This is a genomic window from Pseudomonas sp. ASL3, assembly GCF_056680425.1.
In genome coordinates this window covers 1,917,332-1,936,979 of sequence record NZ_CM155281.1, presented here as the reverse complement: position 1 = coordinate 1,936,979, position 19,648 = coordinate 1,917,332, and the positions used below count along the sequence as shown (strand labels likewise).

26 protein-coding genes are annotated in these 19,648 nt (G+C 57.8%); 22 read left to right on the top strand and 4 right to left on the bottom strand.

What is annotated here, in order from left to right:
- Positions 1–221: 221 nt before the first annotated feature.
- The 12 genes from AC1MEE_RS08835 (at position 222) to AC1MEE_RS08780 (ending at position 8,839) form a co-directional block, all read left to right on the top strand.
- Positions 222–803: an STY4534 family ICE replication protein gene (locus AC1MEE_RS08835; protein WP_480414954.1), complete on the top strand. Its 582-nt coding sequence runs from the start codon at positions 222–224 to the stop codon at positions 801–803.
- 71 nt (positions 804–874) lie between these two features.
- The gene (locus AC1MEE_RS08830) at positions 875–1,132 is read left to right on the top strand and encodes a hypothetical protein (RefSeq protein WP_480414953.1); all 258 of its coding nucleotides are present in this window, start codon (positions 875–877) and stop codon (positions 1,130–1,132) included.
- Positions 1,133–1,144: 12 nt separating this feature from the next.
- Positions 1,145–1,447: a hypothetical protein gene (locus tag AC1MEE_RS08825; RefSeq protein WP_449635856.1), complete on the top strand. Its 303-nt coding sequence runs from the start codon at positions 1,145–1,147 to the stop codon at positions 1,445–1,447.
- Between the two features lie 74 nt (positions 1,448–1,521).
- Positions 1,522–2,016: a RadC family protein gene (gene radC, locus AC1MEE_RS08820; protein WP_480414951.1), complete on the top strand. Its 495-nt coding sequence runs from the start codon at positions 1,522–1,524 to the stop codon at positions 2,014–2,016.
- A 48-nt stretch (positions 2,017–2,064) separates the two neighbouring features.
- Positions 2,065–2,811 carry a DUF5983 family protein gene (locus AC1MEE_RS08815; RefSeq protein WP_480414949.1) on the top strand — a complete coding sequence of 249 codons (747 nt, stop codon included), beginning with the start codon at positions 2,065–2,067 and terminating at the stop codon, positions 2,809–2,811.
- A gap of 109 nt (positions 2,812–2,920) precedes the next feature.
- On the top strand, positions 2,921–3,463 hold the full coding sequence (pilL2, locus tag AC1MEE_RS08810) for a PFGI-1 class ICE element type IV pilus protein PilL2 (RefSeq protein ID WP_480414948.1): 543 nt from the start codon (positions 2,921–2,923) through the stop codon (positions 3,461–3,463).
- Positions 3,460–4,131 (top strand): chemotaxis protein, encoded by a 672-nt coding sequence (locus AC1MEE_RS08805; protein ID WP_480414947.1) that lies wholly within the window; start codon positions 3,460–3,462, stop codon positions 4,129–4,131. The genes pilL2 and AC1MEE_RS08805 overlap by 4 nt, the downstream gene beginning before the upstream one ends.
- 9 nt (positions 4,132–4,140) lie before the next feature.
- Entirely contained in the window at positions 4,141–4,860 is a 720-nt protein-coding gene (locus AC1MEE_RS08800; RefSeq protein WP_480414946.1) for a TIGR03759 family integrating conjugative element protein, read from the top strand.
- Complete coding sequence (locus AC1MEE_RS08795) at positions 4,842–5,390, top strand: lysozyme family protein (RefSeq protein WP_480414944.1); 549 nt, start codon at positions 4,842–4,844, stop codon at positions 5,388–5,390. Before AC1MEE_RS08800 ends, AC1MEE_RS08795 begins: the two co-directional genes overlap by 19 nt.
- The gene (locus tag AC1MEE_RS08790; RefSeq protein ID WP_480414943.1) at positions 5,387–5,902 is read left to right on the top strand and encodes an integrating conjugative element protein; all 516 of its coding nucleotides are present in this window, start codon (positions 5,387–5,389) and stop codon (positions 5,900–5,902) included. Before AC1MEE_RS08795 ends, AC1MEE_RS08790 begins: the two co-directional genes overlap by 4 nt.
- Positions 5,903–5,911: 9 nt before the next feature.
- Positions 5,912–8,017 carry a type IV conjugative transfer system coupling protein TraD gene (gene traD / locus AC1MEE_RS08785; protein WP_480414942.1) on the top strand — a complete coding sequence of 702 codons (2,106 nt, stop codon included), beginning with the start codon at positions 5,912–5,914 and terminating at the stop codon, positions 8,015–8,017.
- A gap of 90 nt (positions 8,018–8,107) precedes the next feature.
- A complete protein-coding gene (locus AC1MEE_RS08780; protein WP_480414941.1) occupies positions 8,108–8,839 on the top strand; it encodes a TIGR03747 family integrating conjugative element membrane protein in 732 nt (243 codons plus the stop codon).
- Positions 8,840–8,918: 79 nt separating this feature from the next.
- Here the strand turns inward: AC1MEE_RS08780 and AC1MEE_RS08775 are convergent, their stop codons facing one another.
- Positions 8,919–9,407 (bottom strand): hypothetical protein, encoded by a 489-nt coding sequence (locus AC1MEE_RS08775; RefSeq protein ID WP_480414939.1) that lies wholly within the window; start codon positions 9,405–9,407, stop codon positions 8,919–8,921.
- Positions 9,408–10,007: 600 nt separating this feature from the next.
- Here AC1MEE_RS08775 and AC1MEE_RS08770 point away from each other — a divergent pair.
- From AC1MEE_RS08770 to AC1MEE_RS08730, 9 genes are read left to right on the top strand one after another with little or no spacing between them, the layout of a single operon-like run.
- The gene (locus AC1MEE_RS08770) at positions 10,008–10,343 is read left to right on the top strand and encodes an integrative conjugative element protein, RAQPRD family (protein ID WP_480414938.1); all 336 of its coding nucleotides are present in this window, start codon (positions 10,008–10,010) and stop codon (positions 10,341–10,343) included.
- On the top strand, positions 10,340–10,579 hold the full coding sequence (locus AC1MEE_RS08765) for a TIGR03758 family integrating conjugative element protein (RefSeq protein ID WP_480414937.1): 240 nt from the start codon (positions 10,340–10,342) through the stop codon (positions 10,577–10,579). The genes AC1MEE_RS08770 and AC1MEE_RS08765 overlap by 4 nt, the downstream gene beginning before the upstream one ends.
- 17 nt (positions 10,580–10,596) lie before the next feature.
- A complete protein-coding gene (locus AC1MEE_RS08760; protein WP_480414936.1) occupies positions 10,597–10,968 on the top strand; it encodes a TIGR03745 family integrating conjugative element membrane protein in 372 nt (123 codons plus the stop codon).
- Positions 10,969–10,975: 7 nt separating this feature from the next.
- A complete protein-coding gene (locus tag AC1MEE_RS08755) occupies positions 10,976–11,389 on the top strand; it encodes a TIGR03750 family conjugal transfer protein (protein WP_480414935.1) in 414 nt (137 codons plus the stop codon).
- Entirely contained in the window at positions 11,386–12,027 is a 642-nt protein-coding gene (locus AC1MEE_RS08750; protein ID WP_480414934.1) for a PFL_4703 family integrating conjugative element protein, read from the top strand. Before AC1MEE_RS08755 ends, AC1MEE_RS08750 begins: the two co-directional genes overlap by 4 nt.
- Complete coding sequence (locus tag AC1MEE_RS08745; protein WP_480414933.1) at positions 12,024–12,839, top strand: TIGR03749 family integrating conjugative element protein; 816 nt, start codon at positions 12,024–12,026, stop codon at positions 12,837–12,839. The genes AC1MEE_RS08750 and AC1MEE_RS08745 overlap by 4 nt, the downstream gene beginning before the upstream one ends.
- Entirely contained in the window at positions 12,829–14,346 is a 1,518-nt protein-coding gene (locus AC1MEE_RS08740; RefSeq protein WP_480414932.1) for a TIGR03752 family integrating conjugative element protein, read from the top strand. Before AC1MEE_RS08745 ends, AC1MEE_RS08740 begins: the two co-directional genes overlap by 11 nt.
- Positions 14,309–14,725, top strand: a complete 417-nt coding sequence (locus AC1MEE_RS08735; protein WP_480414931.1) for a TIGR03751 family conjugal transfer lipoprotein — start codon at positions 14,309–14,311, stop codon at positions 14,723–14,725. The genes AC1MEE_RS08740 and AC1MEE_RS08735 overlap by 38 nt, the downstream gene beginning before the upstream one ends.
- Positions 14,725–17,478, top strand: a complete 2,754-nt coding sequence (locus AC1MEE_RS08730; RefSeq protein ID WP_480414930.1) for a conjugative transfer ATPase — start codon at positions 14,725–14,727, stop codon at positions 17,476–17,478. The genes AC1MEE_RS08735 and AC1MEE_RS08730 overlap by 1 nt, the downstream gene beginning before the upstream one ends.
- A gap of 37 nt (positions 17,479–17,515) precedes the next feature.
- On the opposite strand, the gene AC1MEE_RS08725 is transcribed toward AC1MEE_RS08730, so the two are convergent.
- The 3 genes from AC1MEE_RS08725 to AC1MEE_RS08715 form a co-directional block, all read right to left on the bottom strand.
- Positions 17,516–18,250: an ATPase gene (locus AC1MEE_RS08725; RefSeq protein ID WP_480414929.1), complete on the bottom strand. Its 735-nt coding sequence runs from the start codon at positions 18,248–18,250 to the stop codon at positions 17,516–17,518.
- Positions 18,247–18,495 carry a hypothetical protein gene (locus AC1MEE_RS08720; protein WP_046481775.1) on the bottom strand — a complete coding sequence of 83 codons (249 nt, stop codon included), beginning with the start codon at positions 18,493–18,495 and terminating at the stop codon, positions 18,247–18,249. Before AC1MEE_RS08720 ends, AC1MEE_RS08725 begins: the two co-directional genes overlap by 4 nt.
- Positions 18,496–18,875: 380 nt before the next feature.
- Positions 18,876–19,133 carry a LasR-specific antiactivator QslA gene (locus AC1MEE_RS08715; protein ID WP_480414928.1) on the bottom strand — a complete coding sequence of 86 codons (258 nt, stop codon included), beginning with the start codon at positions 19,131–19,133 and terminating at the stop codon, positions 18,876–18,878.
- A 169-nt stretch (positions 19,134–19,302) separates the two neighbouring features.
- Here AC1MEE_RS08715 and AC1MEE_RS08710 point away from each other — a divergent pair, with 169 nt between their 5' ends.
- The gene (locus AC1MEE_RS08710; protein WP_123722475.1) at positions 19,303–19,557 is read left to right on the top strand and encodes a helix-turn-helix domain-containing protein; all 255 of its coding nucleotides are present in this window, start codon (positions 19,303–19,305) and stop codon (positions 19,555–19,557) included.
- The last annotated feature ends 91 nt before the right edge of the window (positions 19,558–19,648 follow it).

The window sequence follows — 19,648 nt, the reverse complement described above, 5'->3', positions numbered from 1 at the left end:
TTCAGCGGTAATGAATGCTCACTACCCCATGCCTGCGGACCACTACCGCGGACTTTCTTCTGCTCTACCGCTATTCCCCCAGACGCATCGACCTGATTGTCATCGGCTTGCCGGTAGCAGGAAGTTCGTCGGTCATCTTTACCTTACCCACCCTGACGGGGACTCACCTCCCCGTCCAGGGATTGTGCGTCGCCGTTTCCCCTTGAAACAGGAGAATCACCATGGCCCACGCCAACCAACCCCAAGAAGCGTCCACCTACTTCAATCTGCGCACCGTCGGTATCGGCTACCTCAACCGTGTTCGTGAAGTACAAGTCCGCCGCGGCCAGCCGTTCATGGCCTGCGATATCGCCGCCCTGCACGGTGCCACCGATGCGGTGGAATACACCCGCTTCGACTGCAAAGTTGCGGGGGGTGAAGCTGAACGTTTGATCCGACTCTATGCGGATGCCGTCCAAGCCGAAAAAAAGGTATTGGTGTCATTTCGCATTGGGGACTTGTGGATCGATCCCTTCCTCTACACCAAAGGTGAAAAACAGGGCCAACCCGGTGCAAGCCTGAAAGGCCGTTTGCTGTTCATTGACTGGATCAAGGTCAATGGCACGTTCGAGTACAAAGCGCCCGCCAAGCAGGAAGCAACAGCACCTGCTGAGCAAGCGCCAAATAATGAGCCATCCCCAACGCCGGCTGATGCCGACGCTGAGGAGCACGAAACCCCAACAGAGGCTTGGGTCGAACCTGAAACTCAACCCACACCCCGCACGGCTCGCCGTGACGCCACCCGTACCGTTCAGTCCGTCTGAACAGTCCGCGATGTTCCTCAGCAAGGCGCTCCGTCGAGCGCCTTTTCTTCACTCAGCACAGGAGAACCCTCATGGAATCCTTCTGGCTTTGCGACGACTGCCTGTTCGCCTCGGCCTACGAGGACTACAGCACGCTGTCGCTCTACTACACGACGGAAGAGGTCGACAAACGCATCGCCACTCTTCGTGAAGGATTAGTGCGACTGATGCCCATCAGTGCTGACTTCGACGCCGAGACAGGGTTGGGCATACACAGCTTTTCCCAAACATCCTGCGACGGTTGTGACACCTGCCTGGTGGGCCAACGGCACCGATTCACTCGATTGTAAAAGGAGCCTCTCATGAACAGCGACTTTACCGATTCACCCTTCGCCAAGCATGGAGACCTTCTGCTGCAGCATGACTACAGCGTCGTCCAACGGTTGTCGCTCTGCGTCTTGAGCCTCTACAACGGTGAGGAGTGGAAATGCAGACTGGACTGGATTGCCAGCTTCGATGCCAAGCACCTGCAGATCCTCATGGACATGTTGGCGAGCTACAACCGTTACGGAGAAAACGATCCGTACTTCATGGACCTGGGACGCAAGCTCTGGGATCGATACGAGCCGACCCGGCGTAAACGCAGATCACGCAGAACGCACTGACTCAACCACTCATCCACCTTGGGGATACCACTCCCCAAGGGTGTGTACCCCGCTTTCACTATGGAGGTACCACCATGAACATCCAGCTCACGCTGATTGAAACACCACACATCGAGGCCGAACGTATTGCCCAAGAAAATCGGGTGATTGGCGAGGCCCTGACGATTCTTGATCGCAGGCTGTTCACGCGAGGGCCTGAACTCACCGCGCCTGACGCAGTGGTCGATTACCTGAAACTGCACCTTGCCCAGCAAGAGCATGAGGTATTCGCAGTGGTGTTTCTCGATGCCAAGCACCGTGTACTGCAGTTCGAAGAACTGTTCTACGGCAGCATCGATGGCGCCAGGATCTATCCAAGACAGGTCGTCAAGCGCGCACTGGCCCATAACGCCGCAGCCGTCATTCTGGCCCATAACCATCCCTCAGGTTGCCCTGAACCCAGCCAGGCGGATCGTGTCTTGACCGCACGACTAACAGAGGCCCTGGCATTGGTTGAAGTCCGCGTGCTCGACCACTTCATTGTTGGCGCCGGCCGACCTCTTTCCTTCGCCGAATACGGCTGGCTCTAACCCTCACAGGCGCTCTCGGGCGCCTTGTTTCTTTTCCGGAGAAGCGTCATGAACTCAACACTTCGAGCTCCAGCCCTGCAGCCCGACTTAAACCCATTTGTTCGCGGTTACGAACGACTGCATATCGAACGACTGTTGCTAATCACCTATGAAGATAATTGTCCGCCTTGCTACCGACCACTGCATGACTCACAAACCGACCTGTCCGACGATAAGGTGCAGTTGTTCCCCTGCCTCTTCAACGACGATTTTGCCTTGATCAACGAAGGGCACTCCGTCCCTGAGGACCTGGCGGAACACTGCCCTTGCACTGGACTGATTCGGCAGGTGATCTACGCCGTGATCGGCGAAACACTCAATGAGCGGCATCACGTCGGCGATCTGTACTCCATGGAGCAAGCCCAAGCGCTGATACAGCGCTTGAACTTCGAGACCGGACACTACAGTCGGGCGTGGGAGATCAGTACGGCACACCTCCCTGACGACGCGTTGCACTACCTGGAAAGCCGAGTTGGCAATTTCGCGTCCAGACCAACGGGGCTGCTGTTCGAACCCTTTGCCCTGCCAGACTGCAACGGCGTTGGGTGCAAGCTGATCGGCACACCCTGGACCGACGATAATCTGCTGAACATTGAGGACCGTCCTTACTCGTCCCTGAGGCAAGAACAACTCGATGCTGGCACACCCGCAGCATTGGTCGAGGTGCTGTACCTCGCGGCATTGGCGGATGTGCGATGGCTGATTTTCGATCCCGACGCCGCCGTCTTGGCTGGGCTTACGGTATTCAATGAATGACGACATGACACCATCGGTTTTAAACGACCTTTCGTGAGTCGATTTTTACACTGAAGTGCCCATCTCCTCATGCCAGATTCTGCACTGAATCTGGCATGAGGTTTTTTCCATGGATCGTCGTCTCATTTCGGTCTGCCTGCTGGGCCTGTTGACCGCCTGCACCACCCAATCACCCGGTACATCGTCCCCTTCCACGGCGATCAGCAGCACGTCGAGTCAACTCCAGACCTTCGGACCGATAGCAGAACACACTCCCCAGCCCGAGCTTCATTATGGCCGCTATACGCTGGTCAGCACCGCGCCCACCCCGGAGCAACGGGACCTTCTCGCCCAAATCATTGAAGTAAGCATCCCCTCCAACCTGAACCCCACGGTGCAGGATGCCCTGCAGTACGTTTTGCAGCGCTCGGGTTATTCGCTCTGCCCAGTAACCCCGTCGGTGAAGATTCTTTTCACTCGCCCCCTGCCGGCAGCCCATTACCGGCTTGGGCCGATCACCCTGCGCGACGCACTACAGGTGCTGGCCGGTCCCGCGTGGCAACTCACGGTTGATGAAGTCAGCCGCTCGATCTGCTTCGAACAGCAAAAAACAGCTATTGGCATCTCGCCGATCATGCCTGCCCCGGCCCACCAGTCGCAGGCGCGCCCATGAAAGCCTCGACGTTTCAAACGCTCATTGTCGGGTTGCTTTGCCTAGCGGTCGCCGGTCTCATCGGTGGTTTGTATAACCAGTATCAGCGCGTGGCCGAGCTACAGAACACGAACACCCAACACCTACAAACTCTGGACACCCTGCAACGTGACGCCAGTGCGCTCAAGGACACGCAGGAAAAACTGCAGTACGCGCTGAAAGACCTGAGGCAGATGGTCGATAGCGGTGAGCCGCAGGCCAATACCCTCGATCCGATGTTGGATCAGTGGGAGCAAGAAATACAGGAGCTGCGCGACGGTATGGCAGCCCGTGCCACTGAGGCCGACATGACGGCGCTACGCGCACGTCTTGAGCTCGTCGAGCAGCAGCTCCTGGACCTCAAGACCAAATTACCAATCCCACCACCGACGTCTTCCGCGGCCAAACCGAAACAGACGGCTCGCCCCAAACCAATCCCGCTCTCACCACCGTTCTCGGTGTTGAGTATCGAGTCCCGTGGTGGTGAGCGTTTTCTGGCGGTCGCACGTCATGACAGTCGCTCTCTCATGGATGTTCGGCTGCTGCATAACGGCGAGCAACTGGGAGCCTGGCACCTGAAAGTGCTGGAGCCGAACTCAGCCATCTTCGCGGTGGCCGATCAACCAGACCAGACCGTGCTACTCCCTTGAGAGGCGATCATGAACAGAGTGCTGCTGCCCGCCGTCTTCTGCCTCACGTCGATGTTTGCCATCGGCTCTGCGGTGGGTGATACCGCCACGGCTCAGTCACTGACCCAGGACATACAGTCAATTCCCCTGGAACGCTCCCACACGGCGCAAGCCGCGAACTGGGGGCTGACAGAGCAGGAGTGGTCACGCTTCGAGCAGATCCAAGCGGGTCCCCGTGGTTTCTGGAGCCCGAATCTCGATCCATTGACTGCACTCGGGGTCGAAGCCGAGACTGATCAGGAACGCCAGCGTTACGCCGAATTGCAGGTAGCACTGGAAGCCAAACGGGCTGAGCGCGAGTTGGCCTACCAGAGCGCCTACACCGCTGCCTGGGCCAAGCTGTTTCCCGGACTGCTCCCGATCCAGGGCATGGCGTCCCCATCTCCGGCCAGTTCAGCGGTCTCCACTCGCGCAGCCTTGTTTGTAGAGGATCACTGCCCAGCGTGTAACGCCGAAGCACAGCGTCTGCAAAGCAGCGACACGGCGTTCGATATCTACCTGGTGGGCAGCCAAGGCGAGGATGAACGCGTCCGTAACTGGGCTCGGCAAGCAGACATTGATCCGACCAAGGTTCAACGCAGGCAGATCACCCTGAACCATGACCGTGGTCGCTGGTTCAGTTTGGGCGCACCGGGGCCATTGCCCGCCACTTTCCAACAGGTGAGCGGACAATGGCAACGCCTCGACTGAGTGGCCTTGCGCTCATGCTGACAATGCTCGCCGTCCAGGCAGACGAACTTCCGCCACCTGCCTACCAACTGGCGGCGCATGACGCCGACATCCCTTCTATGGTTCTGTTCGCGATTGCCCTGCAGGAAAGTGGTATTCGCGTCCGTGGTCGACTGCTGCCCTGGCCTTGGACCCTGAACATCGCCGGCACACCCTATCGCTTCACCACTCGCCAGGGCGCCTGTCACGCCTTGCTTCAGGCGCTCGCCCAACATGACGCCACGCGGATCGATGCCGGCCTCGGACAAACCAATCTGGGCTACCACGGACAACGTTTTTCCAGCCCCTGCGAAGCCCTCGACCCCTACCGAAATCTTGCGGTCACCGCCGCGCTGCTGCATGAGCATCACGCCGCCACCGGTGATTGGGTGTCAGCTGCTGGACGCTACCACCGCCCGGCAGGAGGCGCGCCAGCCGCACGCTACCGCACCGGTTTTTCCCGGCAACTCGAACGGCTGCTGATTTCCTTCGAACAGGGCACACCACCATGAAGCGAATATCCCTTACCTGTTATTTCACCCTGCTCTTGGCACCTTTCACCCAAGCCGAACTGAGCACTGTCAAGGGGCTGGGCGGCGATTTCACCCAGCCCTACCTTCGAGTGTCGGGAGCTCAAACGAATGACAGAGCTCAGGTTAACGGGCTTATTCACGCAGACCTGTCCGTGGTTGCCGATGAGGCCTGGATACTGCCCGTCAGCAGTTCTCGGCTGAGCCCCGGCCCGGTCACGCCTCGCTCCCTGAACATGCCTGGCCTGCACCCCATCTTTCTGGTGGGTGACGATCCCCAGTCGCTGACTTGGCTGAGTCAACGCGCTGCTGAACTGCAGGAAATGGGTGCCGTCGGCCTAGCTATCGAAGTGGCCGATACCGAAGCCTTGGCCCGGATCCGAGCAGCAGCTCCGGGCGTCACCATCCTACCGGTCAACGGTAACGACATCGCCAGCCGCTTGCAGATCGAGCACTACCCCGTCTTGATCACCGCCACCTTACTGGAACAGTGAGTCCAGGCCATGGCCGAGCATGCGATGGAGTCCAAACTCCGGCCAGCAGTGGAGTTGTACACCGTAGCGATCTGCTTCGCGGCCGCAGTGTTGTGCGTGTACTCGCCCTGGGCCGTGGCCCTGTCACCCGAGATCGGACTGGTTGCAGCGCTGGCCTATGCCCTGTTCGGCTTTATCCGGCTACGACAAGCCTGGGAGGTGCTGCGCTATCGGCGCAATATCCGTCGGCTGCCCCGCTACGAACTGACCAGCCGACAGATTCCTGTCAGCCGTAAGCATTTGTTTATGGGCCTCGGCTTTCGCTGGACTCGCCTGCACACCCAGCGCCTGGTCGAGGCCCAAGATCCGGCTGTCGCACGCTATGTCGATCAACCAACCCACTACCGCTTGGCTCGTGGACTCGAACGGCGCCTGGAACATGCACCATATCCACTCTCGACACTGGCACGTGTCACTGCCTGGGACAATGCCTTCAATCCGTTGCGCCCTTTACCTCCAGTAGGCGGTTCACCACTGCTGCATGGGGTCGAGCCCGATGAAACGGAGGTCAGTCTGCCATTGGGCGAACGGGTCGGGCATACCTTGGTGCTGGGCACCACCCGTGTCGGCAAAACACGGCTCGCCGAGGTATACATCACCCAGGACATTCACCGCGTCGAGCACGAGGTAGTCATCGTCTTCGATCCTAAGGGCGATGCCGACCTGCTCAAGCGCATGTACGTCGAAGCCCGGCGAGCCGGCCGGGATAAGGAGTTCTATGTTTTCCATTTGGGTTGGCCGGAGATCTCTGCCCGCTACAACGCCGTGGGACGTTTCGGACGTATCTCGGAGGTGGCTTCACGCATCGCCGGACAACTCAGCGGTGAAGGCAACTCTGCGGCCTTCCGTGAATTCGCCTGGCGTTTCGTCAACATCATCGCCCGTGCACTGATCGAACTGGGCCGACGCCCGGACTACCTGCAGATCCAACGGCATGTGGTCAACATCGACGCACTGTTCATCGAATACGCCCAGCAGTTTTTCGCCAAGACCGACCCGAAAGCCTGGGAAGTGATCGTCCAACTCGAAGGCAAGCTCACCGAGAAGAACATTCCCCGGCATATGATCGGGCGCGAAAAGCGCGTGGTGGCCATCGAGCAATACCTGGCGGTGAAACGGGTATTCGATCCGGTACTGGATGGACTACGTTCGGCGGTGCGGTATGACCGCACCTACTTCGACAAAATCGTTGCTTCGCTGCTGCCGCTGCTGGAAAAACTCACCACCGGCAAGACCGCCCAGTTGCTGGCCCCCAACTACACCGATTTAGATGACCCGCGACCAATCTTCGACTGGATGCAAATCATCCGAAAACGCGGCATCGTCTATGTCGGCCTGGATGCACTGACCGACGCAGAAGTCGCCGCCGCCGTGGGCAACTCTATGTTCGCCGATTTGGTCTCGGTGGCTGGGCACATCTACAAGCATGGTATTGACCATGGCCTGCCCCAGCCGGGCAGCAGCAGCGACAAGCTGCCGATCAACCTGCACGCCGATGAGTTCAACGAATTGATGGGTGATGAATTCATCCCGCTGATCAATAAGGGCGGCGGTGCCGGTATCCAGGTGACGGCCTACACCCAGACCCTCAGCGATATCGAAGCGCGCATTGGCAACCGGGCCAAGGCCGGCCAGGTGATCGGCAACTTCAACACCCTGCAGATGCTCCGCGTGCGCGAAACCGCCACCGCGGAACTGCTCACCCAGCAGTTGCCCAAGGTCAACGTGCTGACCAAAACGCTGATGTCGGGTGCGACCGACACCTCCGATCCTGAAGCCAATACAGACTTCACCTCCTCCTTACAGGACCGTATCAGCAGCACCAGCGTGCCGTTGATCGAGCCTGCTCATATCGTCAGTCTGCCCAAGGGGCAAATGTTCTCTTTCCAAGCCGGCGGGCAGCTTTGGAAGGTGCGCATGCCACTACCCAAGCCGTCTCCAGACGATGCCATGCCCAAGGACCTGCAGGAACTCACTCAGCGGATGCGGGCGGCCTACAACGAGCAGGCGGGGCAATGGTGGAGCGCAAGCGGTGGCGGCCCAACAATTAACTTCGATTTAGATCAGGTGGGGTAGCCCTACCCTGACCTAGGTTTCGATTAAGCAAACACACATTCGGAAGGCGCCGTGACGGCATCAACTCTGCGGCGCGCAATGGAGTGAACGATGGCGACTTCCGCACAAAATACTCCGCCACAACCGATCCAACACCCAGGACTGATTGTCTCGACGATCAGCCTGATGCTGCGCATCATTGGCTTGCTGATCGCCTCGTTGCTGCTCTCGATCCTGATCGAATTCGCTGGTTTGCTGCTGTTCTGGGGCGATCAGGGTTGGCGACACAGTCAGGCAATGCTGACCAGTGAATTAGACTGGCTCAGCGAACACTTCAAAGCTTCACTCATCCTCCAACAACCCGGCCAAATGATTGTCCAGGTACTGGATTTCCTCAATCAGTGGATGTTGGTCAAGACCGGCTTTGCAGATTTTGCGCAGCAGGCACGGATGTCGAGCCAGGGCAACGGCTTCTGGAGCTGGATCAACCAGCTCTACCTGAACGTTGAGGACTATGTACTGGCGGCGGTGTATGTCACCTTCACCTTCGTGGTGCGCCTGACCATTCTGATCCTGGCCACACCATTGTTTCTACTGGCCATGTTCACCGGTTTTGTCGATGGTTTGATGCGCCGAGATCTACGAAAATTCGGCGCAGGGCGAGAAAGTAGCTTCGTCTATCATCGCGCCAAACGGGCATTGATGCCCCTACTAGTTGTACCTTGGATCATTTACCTGTCCCTACCCTTTTCGCTCAATCCTATGGTCGTTTTTCTACCTTGCGCCGTAACGCTTGGTCTGACCACTGCAATTACGTCGTCGACCTTTAAGAAGTATCTTTAAGATGAACATAACAACCGCCCAAAGCCAAAACACCTTCTTAGCTGCGCCCCAAAGCCATGAACAACTCATACAATGGACACTAAGCCGCATCACCCAAAACCTTTCTCAGATGCCGCCTAATAGAAATTATGGCATTGAAAGTAACTCTAACCTTATCCTCCGTCAATTTTGGAGGATAAGCTCTAATCATAGTCCCACCACGACTCACCCCAACATAATAATCACACCCATTAAGAAGAAACTCCTTCATATAACCAGATTGTTTAAACTCCTGCACCAACACAATCACTTCCCGATCAAGCACAGGAAGGTTACTCATCAAAGTAGACTCCATTAGATGAACAGCATCATCAAGCTCTCGGCAAGTATACGATGCATAGTTCCCACTAAAATCCGAACTCCAAATATTTGCCCCCTCCTGAGTTCTTTCGAAGTCAAACTTACTTATCACGCCAGCCGCATCCTTCCTATCAAGAATCACGAACGGGCTATCGTGATACTCAATAGTTCCGCCCACCTCACTGTAAACTATATTAATCGGCCTAAGTGAAATCTCTAACGCATCCATAAACCTCTTGTATGGGTACCTCGCTACCCGCTCATCAAGAATACTTTTCTGATACTCCTGCACCAAAGAAAAAACAAGTACAGCCAGCGAAGAAACAATAACAACCCAACCCGCAAATTAACTTTTCGCACCCCTACCGCACTTGAATCCCAAGCACCTCCCTTCACTCCAGCCAAGGCAATTACAAAGGCAAGTAACGACAATAAATAGCCCACAAGACTCCTCCAATTTTTCCAGCCCAGAACTTTGCACTTATCTTTTTAGGGGCTTTTCATACAAAACGGCTGTTCAGCCCCCCCACTTGGGCTTGTCCTCTAGAGTTATGCCTCATGAACACGCTCACATTTTGATACGTGGGTAGTTTCGCCAAGCCAGACAGTACAACGATAGCAAGACGCGACAACATAGCATAGCGGCAATAGCCCCCGTCAAACGTGACCAGTTACTTTCGAGGTAGAACACTAGTCGTTTCACCAACTCATGGTAGAAAGTTCAACATTGCTCCCCCTCATCAAAACGATAGCCTTCGTCTCAGTTTTTCTGCAGTTATATTGCCACCCTTCCCCGATTCTGCCCTCTAGTTCACTCAGGGCCATAATCATGCCAGCTTCTGTCATTCACTACCTGTTACTTCTCTCGCTGGCCATCCTCCATGGCAGTTGCTATGCCGCCTCCGCCCAAGAACAGGTCCAACTCAGCCTTATCCAGCGGCAACTCGACACTATAGAGACCTCCGCCCATAAGGCCGAAGCGTTCAGTATTGCTGAACCAGACGAACGCTATCACTTCGACTATCCCCGACTGATCCAGGACATCCAGCGCATCCGTCGAGGTGTGAAGGACTACCTGTCCCCCTCCCGCGCCCAACCCCAGGATCCCGGTGAAATAGCTGGCAATTACCGCCTCGACACTCCCCCCGCGGAGCCCTCGCCATGAGCATGACCGACGCTCAGAACTCAGCGTTCCAGAACGCATCCGGTTTCTCGGCACAGAGCAGTTCCACGCTGTGGTTATCCCTGGTTCTGGTCCTGGCTTTGCTCTGGTGTACCTGGGTGATGTGGACCGCTTATCGGGGTTGGGCGGCTGGCAGCGTGCGCTTCGGCGCCTTCGGTGGCAGTACCGCCCGCGTCCTGCTCGCTCTACTAGTCCTAATGTTCTTCACCCTTTCCTAATCCAGGAGATCGCCGCCATGCTCAAGTGCTTTGTCCCTCTGAAAAATAACCTACGTGATCGTGCCAACCAGCGCCTGATCGGTCTGCTGCTAGTGCTCAGTCCGAGCCTGGCCTTTGCCCAATTACCCACCATGGAAGCGCCTTCGCGTGGTGAAGGCACCGGGTTGATCGAGACGATCAAGAACTACGCCTATGATGGCGGCATCCTGCTCGGTCTGCTGATCGCCCTGCTCGCTTTCTTGGGTGTAGCCTGGCACTCGCTGACCGTGTATGCCGACGTGCAGAACCAGCGCAAGACCTGGAAAGACCTCGGCGCCGTAGTCGGCATCGGCGCTCTGTTAGTGGTGATCATCATCTGGTTCCTGACCAAGGCTGCCGCGATTCTGTGAGGTTGGGATGAACGACGCTATCGAACGTCTTGCCGACGGCACCTTGGTCTTTCTGCCGGAGCGCCTCAACCGCGATCCTGCTGTGCTGCGTGGATTGACCAACGATGAAATGTGGGTGGCGCTCGGCACCGGCGCAGTCGTTGGCCTAGTGTTAGGAGTTCCTCTGGCGATCGCCACCGCTTCTATTGCCGTGGCGCCTACCGGCATGATCGCGGGCATGACGGTGGTGTTATTTGCCGGTGGCACGCTATTGCGTAGGGCCAAACGGGCCCGCCCCGAAACCTGGTTGTACCGCAAGCTCGAATGGGTACTGGCCAGCAGTTGGCGCCTGGGTCGCGGAAGTTTGATCCTTTACTCCGGCGCCTGGACGGTTCGCCGTTCTCGTCGACTGCGCCCTGCCCTGTCCCGGTGGCAGCCATGAGTCGTTTTCGGAACAAGGTGGATGCCCAACAAGCGCATATTTTCAGCCTACGCCTGGCGGTGGCGGCCCTGACCCTGATCTGTGCCGGACTCTGGTATGGCTGGCGCTCGGCACCAACCGACCTGACCGTGCATGTCCCACCAGACCTGCGCTCGGGCAGTACCCGCAAGTGGTGGGATATCCCCTCAGAGAATGTGTATGCCTTTGCCCTGTACATCTTTGGTCAGCTCAACCGCTGGCCCTCAGATGGAGAGCAGGACTATCGCCGCGCCATCTATGGCTTGCAGTCCTACCTGACACCCTCCTGCAAGGCCTTCCTCGATGGCGACTACGAGTACCGCAAGGCCGCCGGCGAACTGCGCCAGCGAGTGCGTGGCGTCTACGAAATTCTGGGCCGAGGCTACAGCGAAGATCCGGAACTCAGGGTCAAGCAACTCGATCGCGACAGCTGGCTGGTCAAGCTCGACCTCAACGCCGATGAGTATTACGCCGCCGAACCGGTGAAACGGGTGGTGGTGCGTTATCCATTACGCGTGGTGCGTTTTGATCTTGATCCCGAGCGCAACAAGTGGGGACTGGCACTGGATTGTTACCAGGGCACACCCGAAAAACTCTCCCCGCCCGGAGGTGGGCCATGAAGCGGATTTCTGTCCTGGGACTGACCGTCGCACTGATGCTATGGGGAGCTGCAGCGCAGGCCGTCGAGCTGATGCACTGGGAACGCCTACCCCTCGCAGTCCCTCTGGTGATCAATCAGGAACGAGTGGTCTTTATCGATGAGGATGTTCGAGTCGGCGTGCCCTCAACCCTGACGGGCAAGCTGCGCGTGCAATCAACTGGCGGCACGCTGTACCTGCGCGCGTCGGAAGCCATTGCACCGACCCGACTGCAACTGCAATCAGTCACGACGGGCGAGATCATCCTTCTGGATATCGCGGCCACTCCCGGCGATCAACCGCTGGAGCCCGTGCGTATTCTCAAGAATGCTCAGGTGCAAGTTACCGAGGCTGAATCTAGCACCGTCCCTGTTCCAGAACGTACACCGATCCCGGTCGCTTTGACGCGCTACGCCGCGCAAAGCCTGTACGCGCCTCTGCGCACCGTGGAGTCCCTGCCCGGCGTACGCCGCGTCCCGCTCAAGCTGCGCACCGAACTGCCAACCCTGCTGCCGACCGAAAACGTTTCCAGCACACCCATCGCCGCCTGGCGACTCGGTGATTACTGGGTGACGGCGGTGAAGTTGCGCAATCGTGGTACAAACACGGTGCAACTGGATCCTCGTCGGTTTCAGGCCAAACTGTTTTCCACCACCTTCCAGCATGCCTTCCTCGGACCTGTCGGCAGTGCTGAAGACACTACGATTGCCTACCTTGTCACCCGCGGCGCAGGCCTCGAACAAGCGGTCCTATTGATCCCATCTGTTACGCAAGGTGGCGGCCATGAACGCTAACGCACTGCTCAAATGGCTGGTGCCGGGTGCGCTACTGGCCGTGGTACTGATCATCCTGAAAACCTGGGTCGCGGATGGCACTGGCAGCATGCCGAAAATATCAGGCGACCAGCAAAATATTGCTCTGTCTTCCGAACAGGCCAAGTCTCTAGGCATCGCGGGTGATACCCCCCGCGACACGGTCGCCACTCTGGTCGGCCAAGTGAAGGCGATGCGCAGCGATATGCTCGGCCTGAAGAAACAAAATGATTTGCTACAAACCGAGAACAACCGCCTGCGAGAACGGGAAAACAGTGTCGATTCGCGCATTCAGACCGCGCTCGGCAGCGTGACCCAACAGGTCGACGAAGGCCGTCAACAAGCCAACGAGGCCCGACTCAAAGCTGAACAAGACAGTCGTCAGGCCCATGGGCTGCTGACAAAGTTGCAGGATCAGTTGTCCGGACTGACCGGCAAGGGTCAGGATCTGCCGATCGGACTGGGGCTTCAGCCGGGCGATGGCGCTCAGTTCGAGGAGCCCCATCCTGCCGGTGACACGATGCAGTGGATTGAGCCCTCGGATACTCTACCCACCGACGCCCGAGAAAAAGCCAAGACCTCCTCCACGCTGAGTCTGCCTACCGCCTTCAACTCGCTGCAAGGCCTGAAAGACAATGCCATTGACCGCAGCCAGAAACAATTGCCTGCGGTCACCAAGGGTGAGCGTGACCTGACGCGATCCGTTGACCGTACCGAAGGCGCGAAGCCGGTCTACACCATTCCTGAAAACGCCACGCTGATGGGATCGGTCGCCATGACCGCGCTGATCGGCAGAGTCCCGGTGGACGGAACGGTCAACGACCCCTATCCCTTCAAGGTGCTGGTCGGTCCCGAGAACCTGACTGCTAACGGTATCTACCTGCCAGACGTCGCGGGGGCCGTGATGAGTGGCACGGCGTCCGGTGACTGGACCCTGTCTTGCGTGCGCGGGCAAGTGGAGTCGATCACCTTTGTATTCATAGACGGCACCATCCGCACGGTGCCTCAGCCACAGGCAATAGCCAGCCGCAATGCCTCCGCCACCCAGAGTTCGAACACCGACAAGATCCGCGGTGGACTCGGCTACCTGTCCGATCCGTATGGCATTCCTTGCATCGCTGGCGAGCGCCGGTCGAACGCCCAGCAATACCTCGGCAGCCAGAGCCTGGTCACCGCAGCCGGTGCCGGTGTCGCCTCCCTACTTGGGCATGAGCAGAACAACAGCAGCGTGATCAGTTCGGGCGGCAGTACGCTCGGGGTCACCAATAGCACTGGTAACAGTGCACTGAATTCAATCCTCAGCGGTGGGGTCAGCGACATCCGCGAGTGGGTCAACAAGCTGTATGGCGAGGCCTTTGCCGCCGTGTACGTGCCACCCGCCGCACAAGTCGCACTGCACCTCGACCATGAGATCACCATCGACTACGAGCCCAAGGGCCGGAGTGTTCGCCATGAACAAAACCACGCCTCCCTACCTAACCTGGATTAGCTTGCTCTGCTGGGTCTTGGCGGGGTGTTCCACCGACAAGGAGACGCTGCTGCCCCATGGCGAGCAAACCATGCTGGACATCTGGAACGCCGCCGGTTCGCAAGGCACTCAGCAGCAACTGCTGGATGCTCGGCAGCAGCTACGCCGTCCGCTGGCCCAGGCAAATTTCTCCGCCTCTCTCCAAGAGCCGTACACTCGCACAGCGACGAACGAGATCCACAATTTGTTCCCTCGCCTGCCCAATCCCGATCTGGTGCTGTACGTGTATCCGCACTTGAGTGGCACCGAGCAGGCGCCGGTCCCAGGTTACTCGACGGTCTTTCCGTTTTACCAACGCGTGCAGTACGCGCTGCCCGGTGAACGTCAGGAAGACTTGTAGTGCGTACCGACGATTCGGGCAACCGCACTCCTGCGTGGAAAGCCTGGCGCAACCCATTGCGCCCTCGCGCCACCTTGGCCGATGAAGCCGCACTGTACGCGCACAACCCCAGCTTCACCGATCACCTGCCTTGGGTCGAATACCTCGACACCGAGCAGTGTTTTCTGCTCGATGACAATCGTTCGGTGGGTGCGGTGTTCGAGTTACTGCCCATCGGCACCGAAGGGCGAGAGCCCGATTGGCTGATGGCAGCCCGTGATGCGCTTGAGGATGCCCTGCAGGACAGCTTTGACGAACTGGATCAAGCGCCTTGGGTGGCACAGTTTTTCTGCCAGGATGACAACGACTTCACCCCGTACCTGACACGGCTCACCGACTATCTCCGGGACAGCGCACGAGGCACGGTTTTCACCGAGGCGTATCTGCAGGTCAGCCGCAGCCATCTGCAGGCCATCGCCAAACCCGGTGGCCTGTTTGAGGACAAGGTGGTCACGCGCCTGCCCTGGCGCGGTAACAACCGCCGGGTACGCCTGGTGGTCTATCGCTGGCTCGAGTCTGACGCTGAGGAGACGGGACTCACCCCGGTGCAATCCCTGCAACAGGCTTGTGAGCGGATCGGTGCCTCGCTGCAGGCGTGCGGGGTGCAATCGGCGCGAGTCGATGGCCGAGGTCTGTATGCCTGGTTATTGCCCTGGTTCAATCCGGCACCCAGGCTCACCGACGAAGCGCCCGAGGATTTCTACCGCCGTGTGGCCTATCCGGAGTCGGGCGACGGTGAGTCGCTGGAACTGCCCTTCGATCATCACTTCGCCGAGCAGCTGTTCTTTAACGAACCGCGTTCGGATGCGCAGCACGGGCTCTGGTTTTTCGACGATCAGCCCCACCGGGTGATGGTGGTGGACAAGCTGCGCCGGGCACCACTGATTGGTCAACTCACCGGCGAAACCCGCAAGGGTGATGCGGTGAACGCCCTGTTTGACCAGTTACCTGAAGGCACGGTGATGAGCCTGACCCTGGTGGTCAAACCGCAGGATGTGCTCGAGGACCAGTTAAACCGGCTGGCACGCAAAGCCATCGGTGAAAACCTGGCCTCGACCCAGGCCCGTCAGGATGTCGAAGAAGCCCGCGCGATCATCGGCCGCCAGCACAAACTCTACCGGGGAACGCTGGCGTTCTATATACGCGGTCGTGATGTACAGCAGTTGCACCAGCGCTCGGTCAGCCTTGCTAACGCACTGTTAGGTGCGGGTCTGCAGCCGGTGCGCGAAGGCGACGAGGTCGCGGCCTGCAACAGCTACCTGCGCTGGTTGCCGATGACCTATAACCCATCTCGCGACACACGCAACTGGTACACCCGCCTGATGTTCGCCCAGCACCTGGCAAATCTGGTTCCGGTCTGGGGCCGCAGCACAGGCACCGGCCATCCGGGCATCACCCTGTTCAACCGTGGCGGTTCGCCGCTGAGCTTCGATCCGTTGTCACGACTGGACCGGGCCATGAACGGCCATCTGCTGTTGTTCGGTCCGACCGGCGCCGGTAAATCGGCCACCCTGGTCACCCTACTGATGCAGGTCATGGCGGTGTACCGCCCTCGCCTGTTTATCGTCGAAGCTGGCAATTCGTTTGGTTTGCAGGGTGACTACTTCGCGACACTGGGACTGTCGGTCAACAAGATGCAGCTAAAACCTGGCGCCTCGGTCAGTCTCGCCCCCTTCGCCGATGCCTGGCGCCTGGTCGAGCAACAGGATCAGGTGGCGAGTCTGTCGGTTGATGGGTGGGACGATGAGTCGGCAAGCAGCCGCGAAGACCATCGCGATATTCTCGGCGAACTGGAAATCACCGCACGCCTGATGATCACTGGCGGCGAGGCCAAGGAAGAAGCCCGCCTGAGCCGAGCCGATCGCAGTCTGATCCGCGAGTGCATACTCGACGCGGCACACACCTGTGTCGCGGCGGGCAGACAGGTACTGACCCACGACGTGCGCGACGCCTTGCTGAACGTCGTAACCGACCCTCACCTGCCCGAGAAACGTCGCGAGCGCGCCCAGGAAATGGGTGAGTCCATCGATCTGTTTTGCCAGGGTTTCGAGGGTGAACTGTTCGATCGCGCGGGCACGCCCTGGCCGGAAAGCGATGTAACCATTGTCGATCTCGCCACCTATGCCCGCGAAGGCTACGAAGCACAGATGTCCATCAGCTACATCAGCCTGATGAACACCGTGAACAACCTTGCCGAACGCGACCAGTACCTGGGACGTCCGATCATCATGGTCACCGACGAGGGCCATATCATCACCAAGAACCCGCTGCTGGCGCCGTTCGTGGTCAAGGGGACGAAGATGTGGCGCAAACTTGGTGCTTGGTTCTGGTTGGCGACGCAGAACCTTGCTGACTTTCCAGCTGCCGCGCAGACCATGCTCAACATGATTGAGTGGTGGATTTGCTTGAACATGCCGCCAGCGGAGATCGAGGAGATCGCCCGCTTCAAGAAGCTCACGCCGGCGCAAAAGGCCTTGTTGCTCTCCGCCAGCAAGGAGCCAGGCAAATACACCGAGGGGGTCGTGCTGTCGAAAAAACTCGAAACGTTATTCCGAGCGGTCCCACCGAGCCTCTACCTCGCCCTTGCCATGACTGAGCCCGAAGAAAAGGCAGAACGCTGGACATTGATGCAAGAGCACGACTGCTCGGAGTTGGAAGCTGCCTATCGAGTAGCTGAGCGCATTGATCAGGCCCGTGGAATAGAGCCAATATAAGGAGGAAAAGTGCCCCCGGCGTTGGCCAATCCGGCAGCTAGCCGTTGAGCACTTTTTCAACGTAGGCATCCATGAACCAGCCAGGAACCTCTTCAACCTTGAATTCAAGGTCAGTCCCATCCGTAACTTCGGCAAGCAGCACGAGGTCGGCACCGGAGTTATCGAAGATGTAGGCCCGGTTCGAAGCTGCAATAGCCGCAGGCAGCAGGCTCAGGCAACGGCCATAACGCTGGACAATTTTCTCTGTGGGAACTGGGTGCCCACCTGCCGCGACACGGTTCCTGACCCTATTGATATTGATGTCAGGGTCTTCAGTTGCCACAAAGTAGAGGTAGGTTCGGTATCCAGACTCTCTCGCCTTGAGCATAAAAGCGATTTTGTCGTCGCTGGACATCACCGTTTCAAAGGTGAAAGACAACTGGTCTTCAAGGAGCTTGTTCCGGATGAAGTCAGAGAGCACCGAGGCAAAATAGGAGTTCATCGCGACCGTCTGGAAATTCAGACCGTTGCTGCTAAAGCCTATTTTGGCCACTTCCTCATCTAGCTGGGAGGACCTGACCAGTCGATGTTCCCTAAGGAAAGCGAGGACTTCATCGCCCTCAGCTTCCAATTGAAAATCACTGAACTCCAGACGGCCGCTCTCTTTGGCAGCCTTCTCGATTTCATCCGGGTTAATGTAAATGCCGATCAAGTGTGAAGGGATGGCACTTTTCATCGTGCTCTTGCCGGAGCCGTTGGGTCCAGCAAAGACCCTCAACCGAGGAACAGTCATGAGCAGAGGCGCACCTTGATTACGCCACCCAGAGTCACTTTGTGCCTGGGTTTGGCCACCCGAATGACCTTGTGCTGACCGTCGGCAGTCGTTTCAACAAGCATGCCGTTCATGACTTCCATCACACTGCGGCCGGCAGCCAGCGCGTTGATATAGGCGGTATTGATGGCGCCTTCAGCCATGACCGGGATCTTATCCTCCAGTCGGCTCACCAGATCGTCACTCAACACTCGTTTGGCTTTCATATCGCGCTCCACGTTCTCAGAGCGTGCAGAATCTGCACTGAATCAGAATCTTAGCTACGTAAACCTGTTTGTAACAGGGCGAAAACTACTTCTGTCAGCCCCCATTCTAGAGGAATGGCGTCTGGAACCATACCTTTCAAGAGATTTTCCCGTTCGATGCGGGACCGGCTGCATTTGAGGCATGTACCGGTCTTGGCGCAACGCCCAAATAAGGGAAGCGAACTCCCCCCACCAAGCATTTCAGCCGCTGGACAAAAATGCGCCTCCTAGACGCGACAATCGGTCTAGGCCTGCAATCAGTTGGTTTGTGCGATGTGGTCAGGTTGAATGCAAGCGGGCGATCAAGTCGACGTAAACGCCCATGACCATGAGCTACAAGGTTACTGTGTCACGCCTCGAAGCCGTTGCTGAATCCTCAATAAAAAACCTGCTTCAAAAGCATCCTGGCAGTCCCCCATAGGAAAGGTCTTACGGGTTTGCGCCAGTTCCCACCACAGCGGGACCTCACTGTTTGACTCAAGCCAAGCCTGAGCGCATTGCACGCCACGCTCGATCATCGGTGCAAATTCGCTGCCCCACGGGGTCAGAATGCTTGAGCAACCGTCTGCAGCCGGGATTGAAATATAGTTTTCGTCCATACACACCCAAGATTTCTAATTTTATTGTTAGACGCTGGATCCAGCCTCGAAATCATAAAAAAACCAAATGAACGCTCGAAAACAGGCATCAGCATCAAATAACCTAGATCAACGTAAATGTAGACTATATCCCGTGGATTGAGAGTCCCTCAAGGCGCAATTTGCGCGCATGACTCAAGACTACGAACAGCTTCGCCTGCAACTGGCGGAGAACATCCGCTTGATGCGGCGCGTGAAAAACCTTACCCAAGAGCAGCTGGCGCTCATGGCAGAGGTGGATCGCACCTACGTCAGTCAAATCGAACGATGCACGGGCAATCCGTCGCTGTTGGTCCTGTGCAAACTCGCCAATATTTTCGAAATCACCGCAGATCAGCTACTTGTAGAACCAGATATCCTGCGCAGCTCCCTTCACGTCAAATAATAGTCTCACGTCTCACAAACCCGATAGATCCGCCTTCATAATTTCTACTGACAGTCTTCAGTCCGTAACCGAACCTGCCCAGGCCATACAC